Source organism: Streptomyces lydicus (assembly GCF_004125265.1).
Lineage (GTDB): Bacteria > Actinomycetota > Actinomycetes > Streptomycetales > Streptomycetaceae > Streptomyces > Streptomyces lydicus_C.
The window spans coordinates 2,457,835-2,477,811 of the sequence record NZ_RDTE01000003.1 but is presented as its reverse complement, the minus strand read 5'-3'; the positions used below and the strand labels follow the sequence as shown (position 1 = coordinate 2,477,811).

The 19,977-nt window shown below is 70.3% G+C and carries 18 protein-coding genes; 9 read left to right on the top strand and 9 right to left on the bottom strand.

The genetic code is table 11. The features are described from left to right. Positions 1-146: 146 nt before the first annotated feature. From D9V36_RS13255 to D9V36_RS13245, 3 genes are all read right to left on the bottom strand, one after another. Positions 147-1,076 carry a hypothetical protein gene (locus D9V36_RS13255; RefSeq protein WP_129293960.1) on the bottom strand — a complete coding sequence of 310 codons (930 nt, stop codon included), beginning with the start codon at positions 1,074-1,076 and terminating at the stop codon, positions 147-149. 222 nt (positions 1,077-1,298) lie between these two features. After that, a complete protein-coding gene (locus D9V36_RS13250) occupies positions 1,299-2,453 on the bottom strand; it encodes an LOG family protein (RefSeq protein WP_241720860.1) in 1,155 nt (384 codons plus the stop codon). 10 nt (positions 2,454-2,463) lie between these two features. Continuing rightward, entirely contained in the window at positions 2,464-2,871 is a 408-nt protein-coding gene (locus D9V36_RS13245) for a MarR family winged helix-turn-helix transcriptional regulator (protein WP_129293958.1), read from the bottom strand. A gap of 117 nt (positions 2,872-2,988) precedes the next feature. Between D9V36_RS13245 and D9V36_RS13240 the strand changes: the two genes are divergently transcribed. Next, complete coding sequence (locus D9V36_RS13240; RefSeq protein ID WP_241720859.1) at positions 2,989-3,429, top strand: RidA family protein; 441 nt, start codon at positions 2,989-2,991, stop codon at positions 3,427-3,429. A 140-nt stretch (positions 3,430-3,569) separates the two neighbouring features. Here D9V36_RS13240 and D9V36_RS13235 read toward each other — a convergent pair whose 3' ends face one another. From D9V36_RS13235 to D9V36_RS13220, 4 genes are all read right to left on the bottom strand, one after another. After that, positions 3,570-4,736: a hypothetical protein gene (locus D9V36_RS13235; protein WP_129293957.1), complete on the bottom strand. Its 1,167-nt coding sequence runs from the start codon at positions 4,734-4,736 to the stop codon at positions 3,570-3,572. Continuing rightward, the gene (locus tag D9V36_RS13230; protein ID WP_129293956.1) at positions 4,718-5,458 is read right to left on the bottom strand and encodes an ABC transporter ATP-binding protein; all 741 of its coding nucleotides are present in this window, start codon (positions 5,456-5,458) and stop codon (positions 4,718-4,720) included. The genes D9V36_RS13235 and D9V36_RS13230 overlap by 19 nt, the downstream gene beginning before the upstream one ends. Positions 5,459-5,672: 214 nt before the next feature. Next, positions 5,673-7,034: an aspartate aminotransferase family protein gene (locus tag D9V36_RS13225; protein ID WP_129293955.1), complete on the bottom strand. Its 1,362-nt coding sequence runs from the start codon at positions 7,032-7,034 to the stop codon at positions 5,673-5,675. Between the two features lie 2 nt (positions 7,035-7,036). Beyond that, positions 7,037-7,531, bottom strand: coding sequence for an Lrp/AsnC family transcriptional regulator (locus tag D9V36_RS13220; protein ID WP_129293954.1), 495 nt, complete (start codon positions 7,529-7,531; stop codon positions 7,037-7,039). A 168-nt stretch (positions 7,532-7,699) separates the two neighbouring features. On the opposite strand from D9V36_RS13220, the gene D9V36_RS13215 reads away from it, so the two are divergent. Then, entirely contained in the window at positions 7,700-9,154 is a 1,455-nt protein-coding gene (locus D9V36_RS13215) for a gamma-aminobutyraldehyde dehydrogenase (protein WP_129293953.1), read from the top strand. A gap of 136 nt (positions 9,155-9,290) precedes the next feature. Continuing rightward, positions 9,291-10,472 carry a polyamine ABC transporter substrate-binding protein gene (locus tag D9V36_RS13210; protein ID WP_129293952.1) on the top strand — a complete coding sequence of 394 codons (1,182 nt, stop codon included), beginning with the start codon at positions 9,291-9,293 and terminating at the stop codon, positions 10,470-10,472. Positions 10,473-10,581: 109 nt separating this feature from the next. Here D9V36_RS13210 and D9V36_RS13205 read toward each other — a convergent pair whose 3' ends face one another. Together D9V36_RS13205 and D9V36_RS13200 are read right to left on the bottom strand one after the other, a co-directional pair. Beyond that, positions 10,582-11,604 (bottom strand): adenosine deaminase, encoded by a 1,023-nt coding sequence (locus D9V36_RS13205; RefSeq protein ID WP_129293951.1) that lies wholly within the window; start codon positions 11,602-11,604, stop codon positions 10,582-10,584. A 191-nt stretch (positions 11,605-11,795) separates the two neighbouring features. Continuing rightward, positions 11,796-12,419: an NADAR family protein gene (locus D9V36_RS13200; protein ID WP_129293950.1), complete on the bottom strand. Its 624-nt coding sequence runs from the start codon at positions 12,417-12,419 to the stop codon at positions 11,796-11,798. 201 nt (positions 12,420-12,620) lie between these two features. Here D9V36_RS13200 and D9V36_RS13195 point away from each other — a divergent pair, with 201 nt between their 5' ends. The 6 genes from D9V36_RS13195 (at position 12,621) to D9V36_RS13170 (ending at position 19,920) form a co-directional block, all read left to right on the top strand. After that, a complete protein-coding gene (locus D9V36_RS13195; protein WP_129293949.1) occupies positions 12,621-14,138 on the top strand; it encodes a gamma-aminobutyraldehyde dehydrogenase in 1,518 nt (505 codons plus the stop codon). A 104-nt stretch (positions 14,139-14,242) separates the two neighbouring features. Continuing rightward, positions 14,243-15,490 carry a polyamine ABC transporter substrate-binding protein gene (locus tag D9V36_RS13190; RefSeq protein WP_129293948.1) on the top strand — a complete coding sequence of 416 codons (1,248 nt, stop codon included), beginning with the start codon at positions 14,243-14,245 and terminating at the stop codon, positions 15,488-15,490. A gap of 59 nt (positions 15,491-15,549) precedes the next feature. After that, positions 15,550-16,713, top strand: coding sequence for an ABC transporter ATP-binding protein (locus tag D9V36_RS13185; protein ID WP_129293947.1), 1,164 nt, complete (start codon positions 15,550-15,552; stop codon positions 16,711-16,713). Beyond that, a complete protein-coding gene (locus D9V36_RS13180) occupies positions 16,710-17,648 on the top strand; it encodes an ABC transporter permease (RefSeq protein ID WP_129293946.1) in 939 nt (312 codons plus the stop codon). The genes D9V36_RS13185 and D9V36_RS13180 overlap by 4 nt, the downstream gene beginning before the upstream one ends. Then, positions 17,648-18,496 (top strand): ABC transporter permease, encoded by an 849-nt coding sequence (locus tag D9V36_RS13175; RefSeq protein ID WP_129293945.1) that lies wholly within the window; start codon positions 17,648-17,650, stop codon positions 18,494-18,496. The genes D9V36_RS13180 and D9V36_RS13175 overlap by 1 nt, the downstream gene beginning before the upstream one ends. 5 nt (positions 18,497-18,501) lie before the next feature. Continuing rightward, complete coding sequence (locus D9V36_RS13170; protein ID WP_129293944.1) at positions 18,502-19,920, top strand: NAD(P)/FAD-dependent oxidoreductase; 1,419 nt, start codon at positions 18,502-18,504, stop codon at positions 19,918-19,920. Positions 19,921-19,977 lie beyond the last annotated feature (57 nt).

Sequence of the window (19,977 nt, the reverse complement as noted above, 5' to 3'; positions counted from 1 at the left end):
GACGGGCTGATCGTGATCATGTCGGAGCCGATGGACTGACCATGCCGGAGCCGATGGACTGACCATGCCGGGGCCGAGGGGCCGATCACGCCGGATACCGCGGGCCGGTTACGAGGAGCGGCCTCCTGACCCCTGGGCACGGGGGCTCAGCGTGCTGCCACTTCCGTCTTCGCCTCATCCGCTGTCGGCGCGCCGGGCCCGTCCCCCGGCTCCGGTTCGCCGAACCAGGCGACCGCGACGGCGCCCGCCACGGCCACCACGAACCCGAGGGCGGCGACCCAGGCGAAGCCGGGACGCGAGGAGTCGCCCAGCCACAGCACCCCGAGAATGCCCGGGACCACCGTCTCGCCCACCACCAGCGCGGCCGTGGCGCCGTTCACCGAGCCGATCTGCAGGGCGACGGTGTGCAGATACATGCCCCCGATTCCGGCCACCAGAATCGCGTACAGGGCGGGATCGCCGAGCAGCGACGGCAGGTGGAAGGGGTCCACGCCGTTCAGCACGCGCACGCCGATCCCGAGCGCCCCGAAGCCCAGGCCGGAGAGCAGGCCGGCGAGGATCGCGGCCCGTCCGCCGAGCAGCCGCACGATCAGGGTGCCGCCGAGGACGAGGACGACGGAAGCGGCGAGCAGCCACCAGTGGGCGGCGATCGGCGTGTGGCCGCTGCCTTCCGGCCCGGCGGCCGTGGCCAGCAGCACCAACGCCCCGCACACCACGCCGATGGAGCTCCACTCGGCCCGGGAGAGCCGGATACCGAGGAGCTTGATGCTCAGCACCGCCGTGATCACGAGGTTGGCGCTGATCACAGTCTGGGAGAGGAACAGCGGCAGCAGCCTGGCGGCCAGCGCACCGAGCCCGAACCCGAGGAAGTCCAGCACCGTGCCGACCATGAACTCCCAGGTCACGGCCGCCTTCGCGGTCGACGACAGGCTGGGGCCGCCGTGCTGGGTGACACCGGTCGTGGAGGCCTCGGCCGCCTCGCGGCGGGCGGATTTGCGGGAGCCCACCGCCTGCAGGACCGATCCCGTGCCGTAGCAGGCCGACGCCGCCACGGCCGTCAGAAGGCCGATGATCACCAAGAGCTCCGTTCGCCCGCTGTCTTGAACCGTCTGTTACCTGCCCGGCCTGGCAGACGCGTAATTCGGGACGGGCGTTGCCTCGGCGGCCGAACCTGCCGTCCGGCCGGTCGAACCCGCCGTCCGGCCGGCCGGGGGAGGCCGCGCCGGGGCGCGGTGCCCCGTGCGCGGGGTGCGGGCCCTGGGGCCTTCGCACGGTGCGGTCCGGGGACCGCAGGTGGGTCAGGAAGCGCTCCCGGACCGGAGGCGGGACAGCGCCTCGGGAGCTTCGTCCACCGAGTCGACCAGGGCGATCCTGGCCGCCATGGGACGGTCCGCCGCGAGTGCCCGGAGCAGCGGCCAGGTGGGGAGCGTCTCGGTCCAGTGCTCGCGGTTCACCAGCACCATCGGGGTCGGCTCGCCCCGCGACCCGTAGTAGTTGGGCGTCGCGTTGTCGAAGATCTCCTGTACGGTGCCGGCCGCGCCGGGGAGGAAGACGACGCCCGCGTTGGAGCGTGCCAGCAGGCCGTCCTCGCGTACCGCGTTGACGAAGTACTTCGCTATGTGGGTCGCGAAGACGTTCGGCGGCTCATGGCCGTAGAACCAGGTGGGGATGCCGACCGAGGCCCCGCCGCCCGGCCGGTCGTGCCGGATGCCGAAGGCGGCCCGTGCCCATTCGGTGATCGACTCGGTGAAGTGCGGTGCCTTGGTGAGACGTTTCAGCGCCGCGTCGAGCATGCCGTCCTCGAAGGGTGCGGTGTACGCACCGAGGTTCGCCGCCTCCATCGCACCGGGGCCGCCGCCCGTCGCGACGGTCAGGCCGTCCCGGGTGAGCCGGCGGCCGAGCCGGGCCGCGCCCGCGTAGTCCGCATCATCGCGCCGCAGGGCGTGGCCGCCCATGATGCCCACCACCTGTGCGCCGGCGAGGTGTTCGTCGAGGGCGTCCGAGACGGCGTCGTCGTGGATGCTGCGCAGCATCGAGGAGAAGATGTCGCCGTCCGACTTGGTCTCCTGGTACCAGTGGTACGCGCGGGCGTCCGGGGTGGCGTCGTAGCCGGCCTCGGCCAGCTGCGCGAAGAGTTCGTCCGGGCCGTACAGGCTGCCACGGTAGGGGTCGAACGGCAGGTCCGGTACGGGCGGGAAGACCAGGGAGCCCCCGGCCCGTATCTTGGCGGCGGCGTCCGGCTCCATGACGCAGCCGAGGAACACCGACTCCGTGGTGTCCGTGCTGAGCAGCGCGAACGTACGGTCCGTCAGATCGACGGACTGGACGCGGTGTCCGGCGAGACTGCCGGCGGCGACCACCCGGTCGAACTCCGCCAGGGATTCGATTTCGTGGTCGTGGTTGTCGTCGTGGGCCGGGAAGCGGCGGGACGTTGAGGACTCTGCATTCGACACGTCCGTCATGTTAGGACCGCAGCGATGCCACCAGAGGACCGAGGTGCCCGTCCGCGGCCGCCGCGTCGAGTGCGGCGTGCAGTGCGCCGTCGTAGGTCGGGCGCGCCTGTGCGTGGATGTCCCGGCCCTGATCCGTGATCACGCTGTACACCCCGCGCCGGTCGTCGGGGCACAGGTCGCGGCGGGTCAGGCCGGACGACTCCAGACGGGAGGCCAGGCGGCTCACGGAGCTCTGGTTGAGGCCGATGAGGTCGGCGAGCTCCTGCATGCGCAGCTCGCCGTCGTCCGCATGGGCCAGCCTGGCGAGGGCGCGGTACTCGGACAGTCCGATGCCGTGGTGCTGCTGCAGGGCCTTCGCCAGCTCCTGCTCGACGCGTGTGTGCAGTGTCCCGAGCCGGTCCCAGTGCTCCGCGTCCATCGCTCTCCGCCTTCTTCTGCCGTGTGCCGACGGGCTCTTGACAGCAGGGTACATGCAGCGGAAACTAATGCATGTGCATGCAAGTGATGCAGGCGCATGGAACCGAGGGGGAGAGTCATGACGACGACGATGCCGGCGCCCGCGGAGGGCGCGGCCGGGACACCGGACCGGCCGGAGATCGAACGGATCGCCACGTCACCGGACTGGTACGCGCCGTACCGCATCTCACAGGCCGTCAGGGCGGGCGGACTGGTCCATGTGTCGGGGCAGGCCGGCATCGACGAGCAGGGGCGGACGGTGTCGGACGACTTCCTGGCCCAGGGCCGGCAGGCATTCGCGAATGTCGAGCGCGTGCTCGCGGCGGCGGGATCCTCGCTCGCGGATGTGGTGAAAGTGGGCATCTTCGTGACGGACATGGCTGCCGTCCTCGGCCAGGTCATCGCCCTGCGCGGGGAGTTCCTGTCCGAGCCCTACCCCGCGGACACCCTCCTGGAGGTGTCGTCCCTGGCCCGGCCGGACTGGCGGATAGAGGTCGAGGTCACGGCCCTTGCCCGCTGAGGGGCGAGTGTCAGCTTCCGGGGCGGGGCAGCGGTACGACCGGCCGTGCCGGGCCGGGGTGAGACGGGTGGCGCGGGCGAAGGCGGGGCGGGAGCCGTCGCACCCTCGGCGCGCCGGTCTTCCGCGGTCCGCCCGCCCCCTCAGTGCACGAGCGGAAGCGTGGCCATCTCCGCGACGGTCCAGGTCAGCGGAGCCAGGACGGTCACCAGCGCCAGGGCGCGCAGGGCCGCTGCCCGGTAGAGGACGGAGGCGGAGGCGCCCAGGCGGCGGAGGGCGGCCGTGGTGTGGGCTCGGGCCGAGTGGGATTCCACTGCGGCGGTGAGCGCGCTGGCGGTGACACAGGCGAGGACGACCGCCGCGCCGACGGCGGTGAGCGGCCCGAAAGGACGGGAGGACGAGGCTTCGTACACCTTCACCGCGGCGTACGCGGCGGAGCCGACCGCGCACAGGACGCCGAGCGGACGCCCGAGGCGGTGCGACTCCTCCTGCAGTACCCGCCCGGACAGCAGACGCAGTGCGCCGGGCCGGCCGGCGCAGAGCAGCCGGCCGCACAGATGCACCAGCCCGGGTCCGGCCAGCACCAGGCCGAAGGCCGACAGCGCCCAGCCGGCCAGGACTCCCGGCGGGCTGCCGATCAGCCGGCCGGGGAGCGGCAGCAGCCCGCCGTGGGCGCCGGGAGCGCGGCTGGTGTACGCCTCGATCGCCAGGCCGGCCGCGGCCAGGGCGATGCCCCACGGGAGACCGGAGGGCGGGGCGATCGTGGGGCGGCTTCCGTCCTCGGGGGCGCCGGCCTCGTGGCGGGGGCGCAGGGCGACGGCCGTGGCCGCCGCGGCGGTCAGCGGAACGGTGGCCAGCAGCATGAGGGCGCCGACGAGCGGTACCGGATGGCCGGCGCCGAGCAGGTCGGCGTCGAAGAGAGGGACGGCGGTCGGGCCGCCGAGGTCGCCGCGGAGACGGAGGAAGGCGAGCAGTGCGGCGAGGACACCGAGCACACAGGTCAGCGTGGTGGAGGCGGTGGCGAGCAGGGTGAGGCGGAGCGGGCCCAGGCCGGCGGCGGTCATACCGCGCTGGAGACGGGCGGCGGGATCCGTGCGGGCCGTGGAGACCGCGAACTGGGCCGTGGCGGCGAGCGGGGCCGTGCACCACAGCAGGCGTACCAGTGACTCGTCGGCCGCGGACGGGTGGCCGGCGGCGTGGCCGACGGTGGAGAGCAGCAGGAAGCCGGTGCCGGCCGCCGCGACGGCGACGCACAGGCGGCGCAGCAGGACGAGGGGGTGAGAGCCGCGGGCTAGACGGAGAGCGAGCACGCTGCCCTGCTTTCCTCATCGGAGGAACCGGCGGCCTCGGCCGTGGCGCCGGACTGGCGGCCGTCGAGGAGTGCCAGGGACCGGTCGGCGAGCGTGGCGGCCTCGGGGTCGTGGGTCGCCAGGACGACGGTGATCTGGTGCGAGCGGGCCGCGGTGGTCAGGGTGCGCAGCACCTGGGTGCCGTCGGAGCGGTGCAGGGGGGCGGTCGGCTCGTCGGCGAACAGCACCTGGGGGGTGGTGGCGAGTGCCCGGGCGATGGCGATCCGCTGGCGCTGGGACTGGTCGAGCCGCGCGGGACGGCGGTTCGCGCACATGCCGACGTCGAGGCGGTCCAGCCATTCCACGGCGGTGTGTTTGGCGGACCGGGTGCCGGTGCCGCGGAGGAGGAGGGGGAGGGCGGCGTTCTCCCAGGCGGTGAGTTCGGGGACGAGATGCGGTTCGGTGTCGATCCAGCCGAACCGGTCCAGACGCAGCCGTTCGCGGCTGGGGGAGGAGAGGGTGTGCACGGGGGCGCTGTTGAACCAGACCTCGCCCTCGGACGGGACGAGTTGACCGGAGAGACATTTCAGAAGGGTGGTCTTGCCGCTGCCGCGCGGGCCGGTGACGGCGAGGATCTCGCCTTCGCGGACGCCGACGGAGACTCCGGCGAGGGCCGAGGTGCCGCCGTGCGTGTGGTGCAGGCCGCGGGCCCAGAGAACGTCGTTGTCAGGCGGGGCCACCATCTGCGCACCTCTTGTTGTAGGCGTCGAATCGTTCCCCCGACCGGGTGAACGACCATGGAGGGTATCGGTCCCTAGCACGGTAAGTACTGGTGACCCCCGGTATTCGTCGCTTGGCAGCACAACGGCCCAGATTCACTCGTATGGCTTGAAGTGAGTGAATCTGAGCCGCTGGATGTTCAGTTGTGGATGAGTGCACCAGGAGGTGACGCGAGGGTCAGAGCTTGGCCCAGGCCTCGGTGAGGACCGTGCGCAGGATCTGCTCGATCTCGTCGAACACCGGCTGGTCGGCGATCAGCGGCGGGGCGAGCTGGATGACCGGGTCGCCGCGGTCGTCGGCGCGGCAGTAAAGACCGTTGTCGTACAGCGCCTTGGAGAGGAAGCCGTACAGGACGCGCTCGGTCTCCTCCTCGTTGAAGGACTCCTTGGTGACCTTGTCCTTGACCAGCTCGATGCCGTAGAAGAAGCCGTTGCCGCGGACGTCGCCGACGATCGGCAGGTCGTGCAGCTTCTGCAGGGTGCTCAGGAAGTTGCCCTCGTTGTCGAGGACGTGCTGGTTGAGGCCCTCGCGCTCGAAGATGTCGAGGTTGGCGACGCCGACTGCCGCGGAGACCGGGTGGCCGCCGAAGGTGTAGCCGTGCAGGAAGGTGTTGTCGCCCCGGTAGAACGGCTCGGCCAGGCGGTCGGAGATGATGCAGGCGCCGATCGGGGAGTAGCCCGAGGTCATGCCCTTGGCACAGGTGATCATGTCCGGGACGTAGCCGAACTTGTCACAGGCGAACGTCGTGCCGAGGCGGCCGAAGGCGCAGATGACCTCGTCGGAGACGAGCAGGACGTCGTACTGGTCGCAGATCTCGCGGACCCGCTGGAAGTAGCCGGGGGGCGGCGGGAAGCAGCCGCCGGCATTCTGCACCGGCTCCAGGAAGACCGCGGCGACGGTCTCGGGGCCCTCGAAGAGGATCTGCTGCTCGATCTGGTCGGCGGCCCAGCGGCCGAAGGCCTCGGGGTCGTCGCCGTGGATCGGGGCGCGGTAGATGTTGGTGTTCGACACCTTGTGCGCGCCGGGGACCAGCGGCTCGAAGGGGGCCTTGAGGCCGGGCAGACCGGTGATGGACAGGGCGCCCTGCGGGGTGCCGTGGTAGGCGACGGCCCGGGATATGACCTTGTGCTTCATCGGCTTGCCGACGAGCTTGAAGTACTGCTTGGCCAGCTTCCAGGCGGTCTCGACGGCCTCGCCGCCACCGGTGGTGAAGAAGACCTTGTTGAGGTCGCCGGGGGCCTCGTGGGCCAGGCGCTCGGCAAGCTCGACGGCCTTGGGGTGGGCGTAGGACCACACGGGGAAGAAGGCCAGCTCCTGCGCCTGCTTGTAGGCGGTCTCGGCGAGCTCGACCCGGCCGTGTCCGGCGTTGACCACGAACAGGCCGGCCAGGCCGTCGATGTAGCGCTTGCCCTTGTCGTCGTAGATGTTGGTGCCCTCACCGCGCACGATCGTGGGCACGGGGGCATTCTCGTACGACGACATGCGGGTGAAGTGCATCCACAGGTGGTCGTAGGCCGTCTTGGAGAGGTCGCCGCTCATCGTTATCTCGTTCCCCAGGTGTAGGTCTGCTTCCGGAGCTTGAGGTACACGAAGCTCTCGGTGGATCGGACGCCGGGAAGCGTGCGGATCCGCTTGTTGATCATTTCCAGAAGGTGGTCGTCGTCCTCGCAGACGATCTCGATGAGGAGATCGAAGGAGCCTGCCGTCATGACGACGTACTCGACCTCTTCCATGGTCGTCAGGGCATCGGCCACGGGGTCGAGGTCACCTTCGACGTTGATGCCGACCATTGCCTGCCGGCGGAAACCGACCGTGAGGGGGTCGGTGACCGCGACGATCTGCATCACGCCTTGGTCGAGCAGTTTCTGTACGCGCTGGCGTACCGCCGCTTCGGACAGGCCGACGGCCTTGCCGATCGCGGCGTACGGACGGCGCCCGTCCTCCTGGAGCTGCTCGATGATCGCCAGGGAGACGGAGTCGATCGACGGGGTTCCGGTTCTGTCAGGACTGTTTCGAGAGGCCGCCACGTCGTTCACTGTGCACGAGCCTCGTCTGTCGTGCAACCCCCGGACGATGAAATTAGTCGTGTCGCGATCTAAATTTCACTGATTCCGTTGTTCCTGAGTGGCGGGTGTGTCGAAAACGTGGGTCCCATGGCTAGGGTGGAGCCACATCACCGGATATCTGACTGAAGGGGGCGCACAGTGACCACCGCACTGCGTCGTCTGCGCAACTACATCGACGGGGAGTTCCGGGACGCCGCCGACGGGCGGACCACGGAGGTGGTCAATCCCGCCACGGGTGAGGCGTACGCCACCGCCCCGCTCTCGGCCGCCGCCGATGTGGACGCGGCCATGGCCGCCGCCGAGGCCGCCTTCCCCGCCTGGCGCGACCTGATCCCGGCCGAGCGCCAGAAGGTCCTGCTCAAGATCGCCGACCGTTTCGAGGAGCGGGCGGAGGAACTGATCGCCGCCGAGTCCGAGAACTGCGGCAAGCCGATCGCGCTCGTACGGTCCGAGGAAATCCCGCCGATGGTGGACCAGATCCGCTTCTTCGCGGGTGCCGCCCGGATGCTGGAGGGCCGCGCGTCCGGCGAGTACATGGAGGGCTTCACCTCCATCATCCGCCGCGAGCCGGTCGGCGTCTGCGCCCAGGTCGCGCCGTGGAACTACCCGATGATGATGGCCGTGTGGAAGTTCGCCCCGGCGCTGGCCGCGGGCAACACCGTCGTCATCAAGCCGTCCGACACCACCCCGGCCTCCACGGTGCTGATCGCCGACATCATCGGCAGCGTGCTGGACGAACTGGGGCACTCCCGCGGCGTGTTCAACGTCATCTGCGGTGACCGCGAGACCGGCCGCCTGATGGTCGAGCACAAGGTCCCCGCGATGGCCTCGATCACCGGCTCCGTGCGCGCCGGTATGCAGGTCGCCGAGTCCGCCGCCAAGGACCTGAAGCGGGTCCACCTGGAGCTGGGCGGCAAGGCGCCGGTCGTCGTCTTCGAGGACACCGACATCCCCAAGGCCGTCGAGGACATCTCGGTCGCCGGCTACTTCAACGCCGGCCAGGACTGTACGGCCGCCACCCGCGTCCTGGTCCAGGAGTCCATCCACGACGAGTTCGTCGCCGCGCTGGCCAAGGCCGCCTCGGAGACCAAGACCGGCGCGGTCGACGACGAGGACGTGCTCTACGGGCCGCTGAACAACGCCAACCAGCTGAGGCAGGTCAAGGGCTTCATCGAGCGGCTGCCCGCGCACGCGAAGATCGAGGCGGGCGGCGAACAGGTCGGCGACAAGGGCTACTTCTTCGCCCCGACCGTCGTCTCGGGCCTCAAGCAGGACGACGAGATCATCCAGCACGAGGTCTTCGGCCCGGTCATCACCGTCCAGTCCTTCTCCGACGAGAAGCAGGCGGTCGAGTGGGCCAACGGCGTCGAGTACGCGCTCGCGTCGTCGGTGTGGACCAAGGACCACGCCCGCGCCATGCGGATGTCCAAGACCCTCGACTTCGGCTGTGTGTGGATCAACACCCACATCCCGCTGGTCGCCGAGATGCCGCACGGCGGATTCAAGAAGTCCGGCTACGGCAAGGACCTTTCGGCCTACGGCTTCGACGACTACACCCGCATCAAGCACGTGATGACCTCGCTGGACGGCTGACCAGGCCGATCCTGTCGATCCGGGCATCTCACCCTCGGACGGCCCGGAACGCTCGACACACCGTCGCGGGCGGAGGCCCGGCAATGGACGCTCTGTCTCTTGCCGCCTCCGCCCGCGGCACGTGAGAGTGCACGCCATGGCTGATCTTTCGCGGCGTGCGCTGCTCCGGGGTATGGGCGGAATGGGTGTGACGGGGGCGCTGGCCGCCATGACCGGCTGCGGGGTGCCGCCCGCATACGTCAAGGAGGCGGACCGCGGGGGAGCCGACCGGTCGGCACGGGACCACAAGCTCGTCTTCGCGAACTGGCCCCTCTATATCGACGTCGACGACCGGCACAAGCAGCGCCGGCCCACCCTTGACGCCTTCGAGCGGCGCACCGGGATCTCCGTGACGTACACCGAGGAGATCAACGACAACGACGAGTTCTTCGGCAAGATCAGCCCCGCGCTGATGAACCACCAGAGCACCGGCCGGGACCTGATCGTCATCAGCGACTGGATGTGCGCCCGGTTCGTACGGCTGGGGTGGGTCCAGAAGATGGACCGGGCGGCCCAGCCGAATGTCGCCGCGCACCTCGATCCGCTGCTGCGTACCCCGCACTTCGACCCGGGCCGTACGCACTCCGTGCCCTGGCAGTCCGGGATCACCGGCATCGCCTACAACCGCAAGAAGCTCGGCCGGGAGATCAAGCACACCTCCGACCTGTGGAAGGACGATCTGCGCGGCCGGGTCACCCTGCTCTCCGGGATCGACGAGTCGTTCGCGCTGCTGATGCAGGGCGAAGGAGTGGACATCACCCGCTGGAAGGCCGATGACTTCTACCGGATGACCGACCGCATACGGCGCCTGGTGAGCAAGGGGCACATCAGGCGGTTCACCGGCAACGACTACATCAAGGACCTGGACTCCGGCGATGTGCTCGCCGCGCAGGCCTACTCGGGCGATGTGATCCAGCTCCAGGCGGACAACCCGGACATCGAGTTCGTGGTGCCGCAGGAGGGCGCCGAGCTCTGGGCGGAGAGCCTGCTGATCCCCAACCTCGCGGAGCACAAGCGCAACGCCGAGCGGCTGATCGACTACTACTACCGGCCGGAGGTCGCCGCGGAGCTGGCCGCCTGGGTCAACTACGTGTGCCCCGTACCGGCCGCGCGCGAGGTGCTGGCCTCGTCCAAGGACAAGGAGCGCGCCGCGCTCGCCGAGGACCCGCTGATCTTCCCCGATGACGCGATGCGCAAGCGGCTGGCCATCGCCCGCGACATCACGTCCAAGGAGCGGCCCGCCTTCGCCAAGGAGTGGAACGCGATCGTGGGGTTGTAGGGGTTGTAGGGGTTGTAGCGGCTGTAGGGGGCACTCGGCAGGGCCGGAGCTGTGCCGAGTGCCCCCATGCCGTGTGCCCCCTGCGCCTGCCCGCCGGGCGCCGTCGTGGCTACCCCCGCCACGCCGCCGTGTAGCTGTCGATCTCAGCCGTCAGCCGCGTCTTGGCGGCGGTGTCCATGAAGGAGGCGGTGACGGCGTTCCGGGCGAGGCCGGCCACGCCCCCGGCGTCCAGGCCCAGCAGCCGGGCGGCGACGCCGTATTCGGTGTTGAGGTCGGTGCCGAACATCGGGGGGTCGTCGCTGTTGATGGTGACCAGCACGCCCGCGTCGACCATCTCCTTGAGCGGGTGCTCCTCCAGGGTGCGCACCGCGCGGGTGGCGATGTTGGAGGTGGGGCAGACCTCCAGCGGGATGCGGTGCTCGGCGAGGTGGGCGAGCAGCGCCGGGTCCTGGGGGGCGCTGGTGCCGTGGCCGATGCGCTCGGCGCGCAGCTCGCGCAGCGCGTCCCAGATTGTGCCGGGGCCGGTGGTCTCGCCGGCGTGTGGCACGGAGTGCAGCCCGACCGCGCGGGCACGGTCGAAGTACGGCTTGAACTGCGGGCGCGGCACCCCGATCTCCGGGCCGCCGAGCCCGAACGAGACCAGGCCCTCGGGCTGCAGGTCGCAGGCGATCCGGGCGGTCTCCTCCGCGGACTCCAGGCCCGCCTCGCCCGGGATGTCGAAGCACCAGCGCAGCACCACGCCCAGCTCCGACTCCGCCGCCTTGCGGGCGTCCTCGATCGCCTCGACGAACGCGGCGTCGGGGATGCCGCGCCGGGTCGAGCTGAAGGGCGTGACGGTCAGCTCGGCGTAGCGGATCTGCTGCCGGGCCATGTCCCGGGCGACCTCGTAGGTCAGCAGCCGGACGTCCTCGGCGTCGCGGATCAGGTCCACGACGGAGAGGTAGACCTCGATGAAGTGCGCGAAGTCGCGGAAGGTGAAGTAGTCGACCAGCGCTTCGGGGTCGGTGGGGACGGCGGAGTCGGGGTGCCGCGCCGCCAGCTCGGCGACGATGCGCGGTGAGGCCGATCCGACGTGGTGGACGTGCAGCTCCGCCTTGGGCAGGCCCGCGATGAAGGCATCGAGATCGGACAACGGTTCCTCCTGGTCCAGGGGTGTGCGCGGTGCGCGGAGAGGACTCGTCATGCTAAGCGGGGCGCGGGCGGCCGCGGGGCGCAGGGCTGCGGCCGGGCCTCTCGTCCGGTCCCGGTTCCCCGGCCCGGAAGCCCCGGCCCGGGACCCCTGGCCGCCGGGAAGCGCTGCCCCCGGCGAAGCCCGGCCCCCCACTACGGCTGCGGCCCGACCCCCTCCCGCAGGATCTGCCGCGCCGCCATCAGCGCGAAGCCCAGCAGATTCAGACCCCGCCAGCGGGCCGGGTCCGCGGCCCGCTCGTCGTCGGCGGCGAGGCCGATGCCCCATATGCGGTCCATCGGGCTGGCCTCCACCAGCACCCGGGAGTTCGTGCCCAGCAGGAACTCCCGCAGCGCGGCGTCCTGGCCGAATTTGTGGACGCTGCCCTCGACGACCAGGCCGAAGCGGCGGTGCTGCCAGGTCTCCTCGTCGAAGCCGCGGACCCGGCGCCCGGCGTCCTTGGCCTGCTTGGGGTGCCGCGCCGCGAGCGCGCGCCGCTCCGCTTCCGTGTCGTCGAACAGCCGGGCCTTGCCGGCCATCATCCAGTGCTCGGCGGTGGCGTACCGGACCCCGTCGACGGTGAAGGGGGAGGGCCACCACTGGCTGAAGCAGCTCGCACCGAGACTGCCGTCGCGCCGGGGGCTGTGGCCCCAGAAGTGGACGTATTTGACGCGCTTCCCGGCGGCGGTGGCGCGGCGCAATTCCCCGACCGAGCGCGGCCCGTCCGCGGCACGCCCGTCAGCCTCCCCCGTGGTGATCCCCGTGTCGTCGTGCATCATGCCGGGATTCTGTCAGCGGGCACTGACAACGTGTCGGGGCTCGTACGGCGAGAATCGCAGAATCCGTCGCGTAACCAAAAGGCAACAACGGAATCCCTTGTTGAGACCCCTCTACTCTGTCAAGATCGGCCATCGATTCCGGAAATAGCTACGCCAGGCAGTGCCGCTGAGCGGCCTCGGTGCCCGGCGGAGGAGAACACCATGAATCACCGATTCGATGCCACCGAGCGGTTCGCCGCGGGCGCCCAATTCATCGCAGGCAGTCTCCGGAGCGGTAGTTCCGGCCGTACCCAGGACGTCGTGGACCCGGCCACAGGCGAGACGGTGTACTCCTATGAACTCGCAGGTACGGCGGATGTGGACGCCGCCGTACAGGCCGCGCGGCGGGCGTTCGCCGAGTGGGGCGGTGCCACGCCGGGCGAGCGCTCCGACGCGCTGCACCGCTTCGCGGCCGCGCTCGCCGAGGACGCCGCCGACCTCGCCTGTGCCGAATCGCTGAACTGCGGAAAGCCCATCAAGCTCAGCAAGGAGTTCGACGTACCGGGTTCGGTCGACAACGCCGCGTTCTTCGCCGGCGCCGCCCGTCACCTGGAGGGCAAGGCGGCCGGCGAATACAGCGCCGATCACACCTCCGTCATCCGCCGCGAGCCCATCGGCGTCGTCGGCTCCATCGCCCCGTGGAACTATCCGCTGCAGATGGCCGCCTGGAAGGTGCTGCCGGCCATCGCCGCGGGCAACACCATCGTCCTCAAGCCCGCCGAGATCACCCCCTTCACCTCGCTGCTGTTCGCCCAGGCCGCCCAGCGCGCGGGGCTGCCGGACGGCGTCATCAACATCATCTCCGGGGCGGGCAGGGACGCCGGTGAGCACCTGGTGGGCCACCGCTCCGTCGCGATGACCTCCTTCACCGGCTCGACCGGCGTCGGCAAGCGGGTCGCCGAGATCGCCACCGGCACCGTCAAGCGGCTGCATCTCGAACTCGGCGGCAAGGCCCCCTTCGTCGTCTTCGACGACGCGGACCTGGAGGCCGCCGTCCACGGAGCGGTCGCCGGCGCGCTGATCAACACCGGCCAGGACTGCACCGCGGCCACCCGCGCCTACGTCCAGCGCCCGCTCTACGACGCCTTCGTCAGCGGCGTCGCCGATCTGATGGCGGCCGTACGGCTCGGCGACCCCTTCGACCCGTCCACCGACCTGGGCCCGCTGATCTCGCACGCACAGCGCGACCGGGTGGCCGGCTTCGTCGAGCGGGCGCGCGGGTACGCCACCGTCGTCACCGGCGGCGAGGCGCCGAAGGGGGAGCTGGCCAGGGGCGCGTACTACCGGCCCACGCTGATCGCCGGGGCCGCCCAGGACAGCGAGGTCGTGCAGTCCGAGATCTTCGGTCCGGTGCTGGTCGTGCTGCCCTTCGACAGCGACGACGAGGGCATCGCGCTGGCCAACGACACCCCCTACGGGCTGGCCGCCTCCGCCTGGAGCCGGGACGTCTACCGCACCGGCCGGGCCACCCGCGAGATCAACGCGGGCTGTGTCTGGGTCAACGACCACATCCCGATCATCAGCGAGATGCCGCACGGCGGGGCCAAGGCCTCCGGCTTCGGCAAGGACATGTCGGCCTACTCCTTCGAGGAGTACACCCAGGTCAAGCACGTCATGTACGACAACACCGCGGTGGCGCGCAAGGACTGGCACCGCACGGTCTTCGGGGACCGCCCGTAAGGGACGCCCCGACCGGGCCCCCGGGGCCCTGCCCTGCGGCCGGCGCCGCGGGCCTCGTCACCACCGGCCGAGCGCCGGGCTCATCCCCTGAAAGGGCACCGCGCATGGAGCACCACGAGCAGCCCGAACCCCTGTCCGCGGCCGAACTCATCGCCATGCGCCGCAGTGCTACCGACGGCCGGCTCGCCATGACCCGTCGCTCCCTGCTGCGTGCGGGCGGCGCCATGGCGGCCGCGACCGGCGGCCTCGGCGCCCTGGCGTCCTGCGGAATCCCGCCCGCGGGCCGTACGGACGCCGGCCGCTCCGAGGACCACTCCAGGGCGGAGAAGCGCCTCAACTTCTCCAACTGGACCGAGTACCTGGATGTCAGCAAGGACGGCAAGCACCACCCGACGCTGGACCGCTTCACCCGGCGCACCGGCATCGCCGTCAACTACACCGAGGACATCAACGACAACGACGAGTTCTTCGGCAAGATCCAGGCCCAGCTGGCGGCCGGCCAGGACACCGGCCGCGATCTGATCGTGCTCACCGACTGGATGTGCGCACGCATGATCTCCCTCGGCTGGATCCAGCAGCTCGACCCGGCCAACCTGCCGCACGCCTACGCCAACCTCTCGGCGCAGTACCGCGACCCGGCCTGGGACCCGGGCCGCGCGCACTCCTACGTCTGGCAGGGCATCCCGGCGGTCATCGCGTACAACAAGAAGGCCACCGGCGGGAAGAAGGTCGACTCCGTCAGCCAGCTGCTGGAGGACCCGCAGCTCAAGGGCCGGGTCGGCTTTCTCTCCGAGATGCGCGACAGCATCGGCCTGACCCTGCTGGACATGGGCAAGCGGCCCGAGGACGTCACCGCGGACGACTACGACGCGGCCCTCGCCCGGCTCCAGAAGGGCGTCGACGCCAAGCAGATCCGCCGTTTCACCGGCAACGACTACACCAACGACCTGGACAAGGGCGACCTGGCCGCCTGTGTGGCCTGGGCCGGTGACGTCGTCCAGCTCCAGAGCGACAACCCGGACATCGCCTACGCGGTCCCCAAGTCCGGCTACATGGTGTCCACCGACAACCTCATGGTGCCGAACAAGGCCCGCCACAAGCAGAATGCCGAACGGCTCATCGACTACTTCTACGAGCCGAAGGCGGCGGCCCGGCTCGCGGCGTACATCAACTACGCCTGCCCCGTCGACGGTGTGCGCGACGAACTCGCCAAGATCGACAAGAAGGCGGCGGACAACCCGCTGATCCTTCCGGACAAGGAGATGGCGGCCCGCTCCCACTCCTTCCGTGCCCTGAGCGCCAAGGAGAACAAGGAGTTCGCCCAGAAGTTCTCCGACCTCACCGGCGCCTGACCCCTCACCTGCCGGGCCCGCCCGAGCCGTTTCGCCCTCCGACCCACGGGACGACCGACATGACCCACTCCGCGACCCCCCAGAGCAGCGGCGGCGACGTCCGCCTCCACGGGATAAGCAAAACCTACGGCTCCTTCACCGCCGTCCACCCCCTCGACCTGACCGTCCCCGCGGGCTCCTTCTTCGCGCTGCTGGGCGCCTCGGGCTGCGGCAAGACCACCACCCTGCGCATGATCGCCGGGCTGGAGGAGCCGACCACCGGGACCGTCGAGATCTCGGGCGAGGACGTCACCGTCCTGCCGCCCTACAAGCGCCAGGTCAACACCGTCTTCCAGAACTACGCCCTCTTCCCGCACCTGGACATCTACGAGAACGTCGCCTTCGGCCTGCGCCGCCGCGGCATCAAGTCCGTCAAGAAGCAGGTCGAGGAGATGCTCGACCTCGTCCAGCTCGGCCCGATGGCGCGCCGCAAGCCGCAGCAGCTCTCCGGCGGCCAGCAGCAGCGGGTCGCGGTCGCCCGCGCGCTGATCAACCACCCGCAGGTGCTGCTGCTCGACGAGCCGCTGGGCGCCCTCGACCTCAAGCTGCGCCGTCAGATGCAGCTGGAGCTCAAGCGCATCCAGACCGAGGTCGGCATCACCTTCGTGCACGTCACCCACGACCAGGAGGAGGCCATGACGATGGCCGACACCGTGGCCGTGATGAACGGCGGCCGGGTCGAACAGCTCGGCGCCCCCGCCGACCTCTACGAGAACCCCGCCACCACCTTCGTCGCCAACTTCCTGGGCACCTCCAACCTCATCGAGGCCGAGGTCGTCGAGGCCGGCGGCGAGGAACTGGTCCTCAAGGCCGGTGACGCCACGCTGCGGCTGCCCGCCTCCCGGTGCAGCGCCACGGCCCGCACCGGCGAGAAGGTACTCGCCGGATTCCGGCCCGAGAAGGTCACCCTGGCGCACGCCGACGACGCCGGGTCCCTCGCCGAGGGCCGCAACCGGCTGCCCGCGCGGATCAAGGACGCGAGTTTCATCGGGGTCTCCACGCAGTATGTGATCGAGGCTCCGGGGCTGGGCGAACTCGCCGTCTACGAGCAGAACATCGAGCGCGACGGGCGTCTGGTCCCCGGCGCCGAGGTCGTCCTGCACTGGAGCCCGGCACACACCTTCGGACTGGACGCCACCCAGGACATCCAGGCCGGCGCGGACCTCGACGAGGAGGCCGCGTGACCACCACCGAAGCACCCGCGCCACCGGACGGGCAGGCCGGGGCCGCCCCCCTGGAGGTGCGCAGGACCCCCGCCCGCAAACGCCTCGTCCCCTACTGGCTGCTGCTGCCCGGCATCCTGTGGCTGATCGTGTTCTTCGCCGCCCCGCTCGTCTACCAGGCGTCGACCTCGATCCAGACCGGCTCCCTCGAAGAGGGCTTCAAGGTCACCTGGCACTTCGCCACCTACTGGGACGCGCTCGGCGAATACTGGCCGCAGTTCGTCCGCTCGGTGGGCTACGCCGCCGTGGCCACCGCGCTCTGCCTGCTGCTGGGCTACCCGCTGGCCTACCTCATCGCCTTCAAGGCCGGCCGCTGGCGCAACGTGGTGATGATCCTGGTCATCGCCCCGTTCTTCACCAGCTTCCTGATCCGTACGCTCGCCTGGAAGACCATCCTGGCCGACGGCGGACCGGTCGTCGGCCTCCTGAACGCGCTGCACGTCCTGGACGTCACCAGCTGGCTCGGCCTCACCGAAGGACAGCGGGTGCTGGCCACCCCGCTCGCCGTGGTGTGCGGACTGACCTACAACTTCCTGCCGTTCATGGTCCTGCCGCTCTACAGCTCACTGGAGCGCATCGACCCGCGCCTCCACGAGGCCGCCGGCGATCTCTACGCCCGCCCGTCCACCACCTTCCGCCGGGTGACCTTCCCGCTGTCCATGCCCGGTGTGGTCGCCGGCACCCTGCTCACCTTCATCCCGGCCGCCGGTGACTACATCAACGCCGAACTGCTGGGCTCCACCGACCAGAAGATGATCGGCAACGTCATCCAGTCGCAGTTCCTGCGGGTCCTGGACTACCCGACCGCCGCCGCCCTCTCCTTCCTCCTCATGGCGGCCATCCTCGCCATGGTCACCCTCTACATCCGCAAGTCCGGGACGGAGGACCTGGTCTGATGGCCGTCCACGAGACCACCGAAGCCGCCGCGGCCCGCACCCCGAACCGGGGCCTGCGCTGGCTGCGCCGCAACATCATCGCGATCGCGGGCCTGTGCACGCTGGGCTATCTGATCCTGCCCAACATCGTGGTGATGGTCTTCTCCTTCAACAAGCCCAACGGCCGCTTCAACTACCAGTGGCAGCGCTTCTCCACGGACGCCTGGAGCGATCCGTGCGGCGTCGCCGACCTGTGCGGCTCGCTCGGCCTGAGCCTGCAGATCGCGCTCTGGGCCACCGTCGGCGCGACCGTTCTCGGCACCATGATCGCTTTTGCGCTGGCCCGCTACCGCTTCCGCGCCCGCTCCGGCGTCAACACCCTGATCTTCCTGCCGATGGCGATGCCCGAGGTCGTCATGGCCGCCTCGCTGGCGACCCTCTTCCTCAACATGGGCATCCAGTTCGGCTTCTGGACGATCCTCATCGCGCATATCATGTTCTGCCTGAGCTTCGTCGTCACCGCCGTCAAGGCCCGGGTGATGAGCATGGACCCGCGACTGGAGCAGGCCGCCCAGGACCTCTACGCCTCACCCGTCCAGACCTTCCTGCGGGTGACGCTGCCGATCGCCGCACCCGGCATCGCGGCCGGTGCCCTGCTGTCCTTCGCCCTGTCCTTCGACGACTTCATCATCACCAACTTCAACGCCGGCTCCACCGTGACCTTCCCGATGTTCGTCTGGGGATCGGCACAGCGGGGCACTCCCGTTCAGATCAATGTCATCGGCACCGCGATGTTCCTGGTCGCCGTGTTGTGTGTAGTCATGGGCCAGCTGGCCGGGGCCCGCCGCAAGAGGAGCAAAAGGAGCTGAGAACCATGGCACGAGCTGCCATGACCCCGTCCGCCGCGCATGCGCTCGCGGACGCCGAACCCACCCCCTTCTGGCTGGCCGACAAGGACCGCCCGGCCGCCCGGCCCGCCCTCGTCGGCGACGAGACCTGCGATCTGCTCGTCGTCGGCGGCGGCTACTCGGGGCTGTGGACCGCACTGATCGCCAAGGAGCGCGACCCCGAGCGCGATGTCGTCCTCATCGAAGGCGCCGAGATCGGCTGGGCGGCCTCCGGACGCAACGGCGGCTTCTGCGCCGCCTCCCTCACCCACGGCCTCGGCAACGGCCTGGCCCGCTGGCCGAACGAACTGGCCACCCTCGAAGAGCTCGGCATCCGCAACCTCGACGCCATCGGGGAGGCCGTCGCCCGCTACGACATCGACTGCGCCTTCGAGCGCACCGGCGAGATCGACATCGCCACCGAGCCCCACCAGATCGCCGAACTGGAGGAGTTCGCCGAGGATGCCGCGGGCCTCGGGCTCGACCGGCACACCTTCCTAGACCAGGACGCCTTGCGCGCCCAGGTCGACTCGCCGACCTTCCTCGCCGGTCTGTGGGACCGCGACGGCGTTGCGATGGTCAACCCGGCCCGCCTCGCCTGGGGCCTGAAGCAGGCCTGCCTGGGGCTCGGCGTCCGCATCTACGAGCGCACCCGGGCCACCGACCTCGCCTCCGAAGGCCTGGGCATGGCCGTCCGTACGCCCTACGGCCGGGTCTTCGCCCGCCATGTGGCGCTGGGCACCAACGCCTTCCCGTCGCTGGTCAAGCGGGTCCGCCCGTACATCGTCCCGGTCTACGACCACGCCCTGATGACCGAGCCGCTGACCGGTGAACAGCTCGCGGCCATCGGCTGGAAGAACCGCCAGGGCCTCTCGGACTCCAACAACCACTTCCACTACTTCCGCATCACCGAGGACAACCGCATCCTGTGGGGCGGTTACGACATCGTCTACCGCTACGGCGGCGGCATCCGTGCCGAATTCGACCACCACCCCGCCACGTACGAGAAGCTCGCCCGGCACTTCTTCCGCTGCTTCCCGCAGCTGGAGGGGCTGCGCTTCACCCACAGCTGGGGCGGCGCCATCGACACCTGCTCCCGCTTCTCGGCCTTCTTCGGCACCGCCCACGCCGGCCGGGTCGCCTACGCCGCCGGCTACACCGGCCTCGGCGTGGGCGCCACCCGCTTCGGTGCCGAGGTGATGCTCGATCTGCTCTCCGGTGAGCGCACCGAGCGCACGGAGCTGGAGATGGTCCGCAGCAAGCCGCTGCCGTTCCCGCCCGAGCCGCTGCGCTGGGCCGGCATCGGGATCACCCAGTGGTCGATGACCCGGGCCGACACCCATGGCGGACGCCGCAACCTGTGGCTGAAGGCCATGGACAAGGTGGGGCTGGGCTTCGACAGCTGACGGGCGGCGGGGCGGGTGACGACGGGACCCGGCAGCTGACGCCCCACGAGGGGCGGG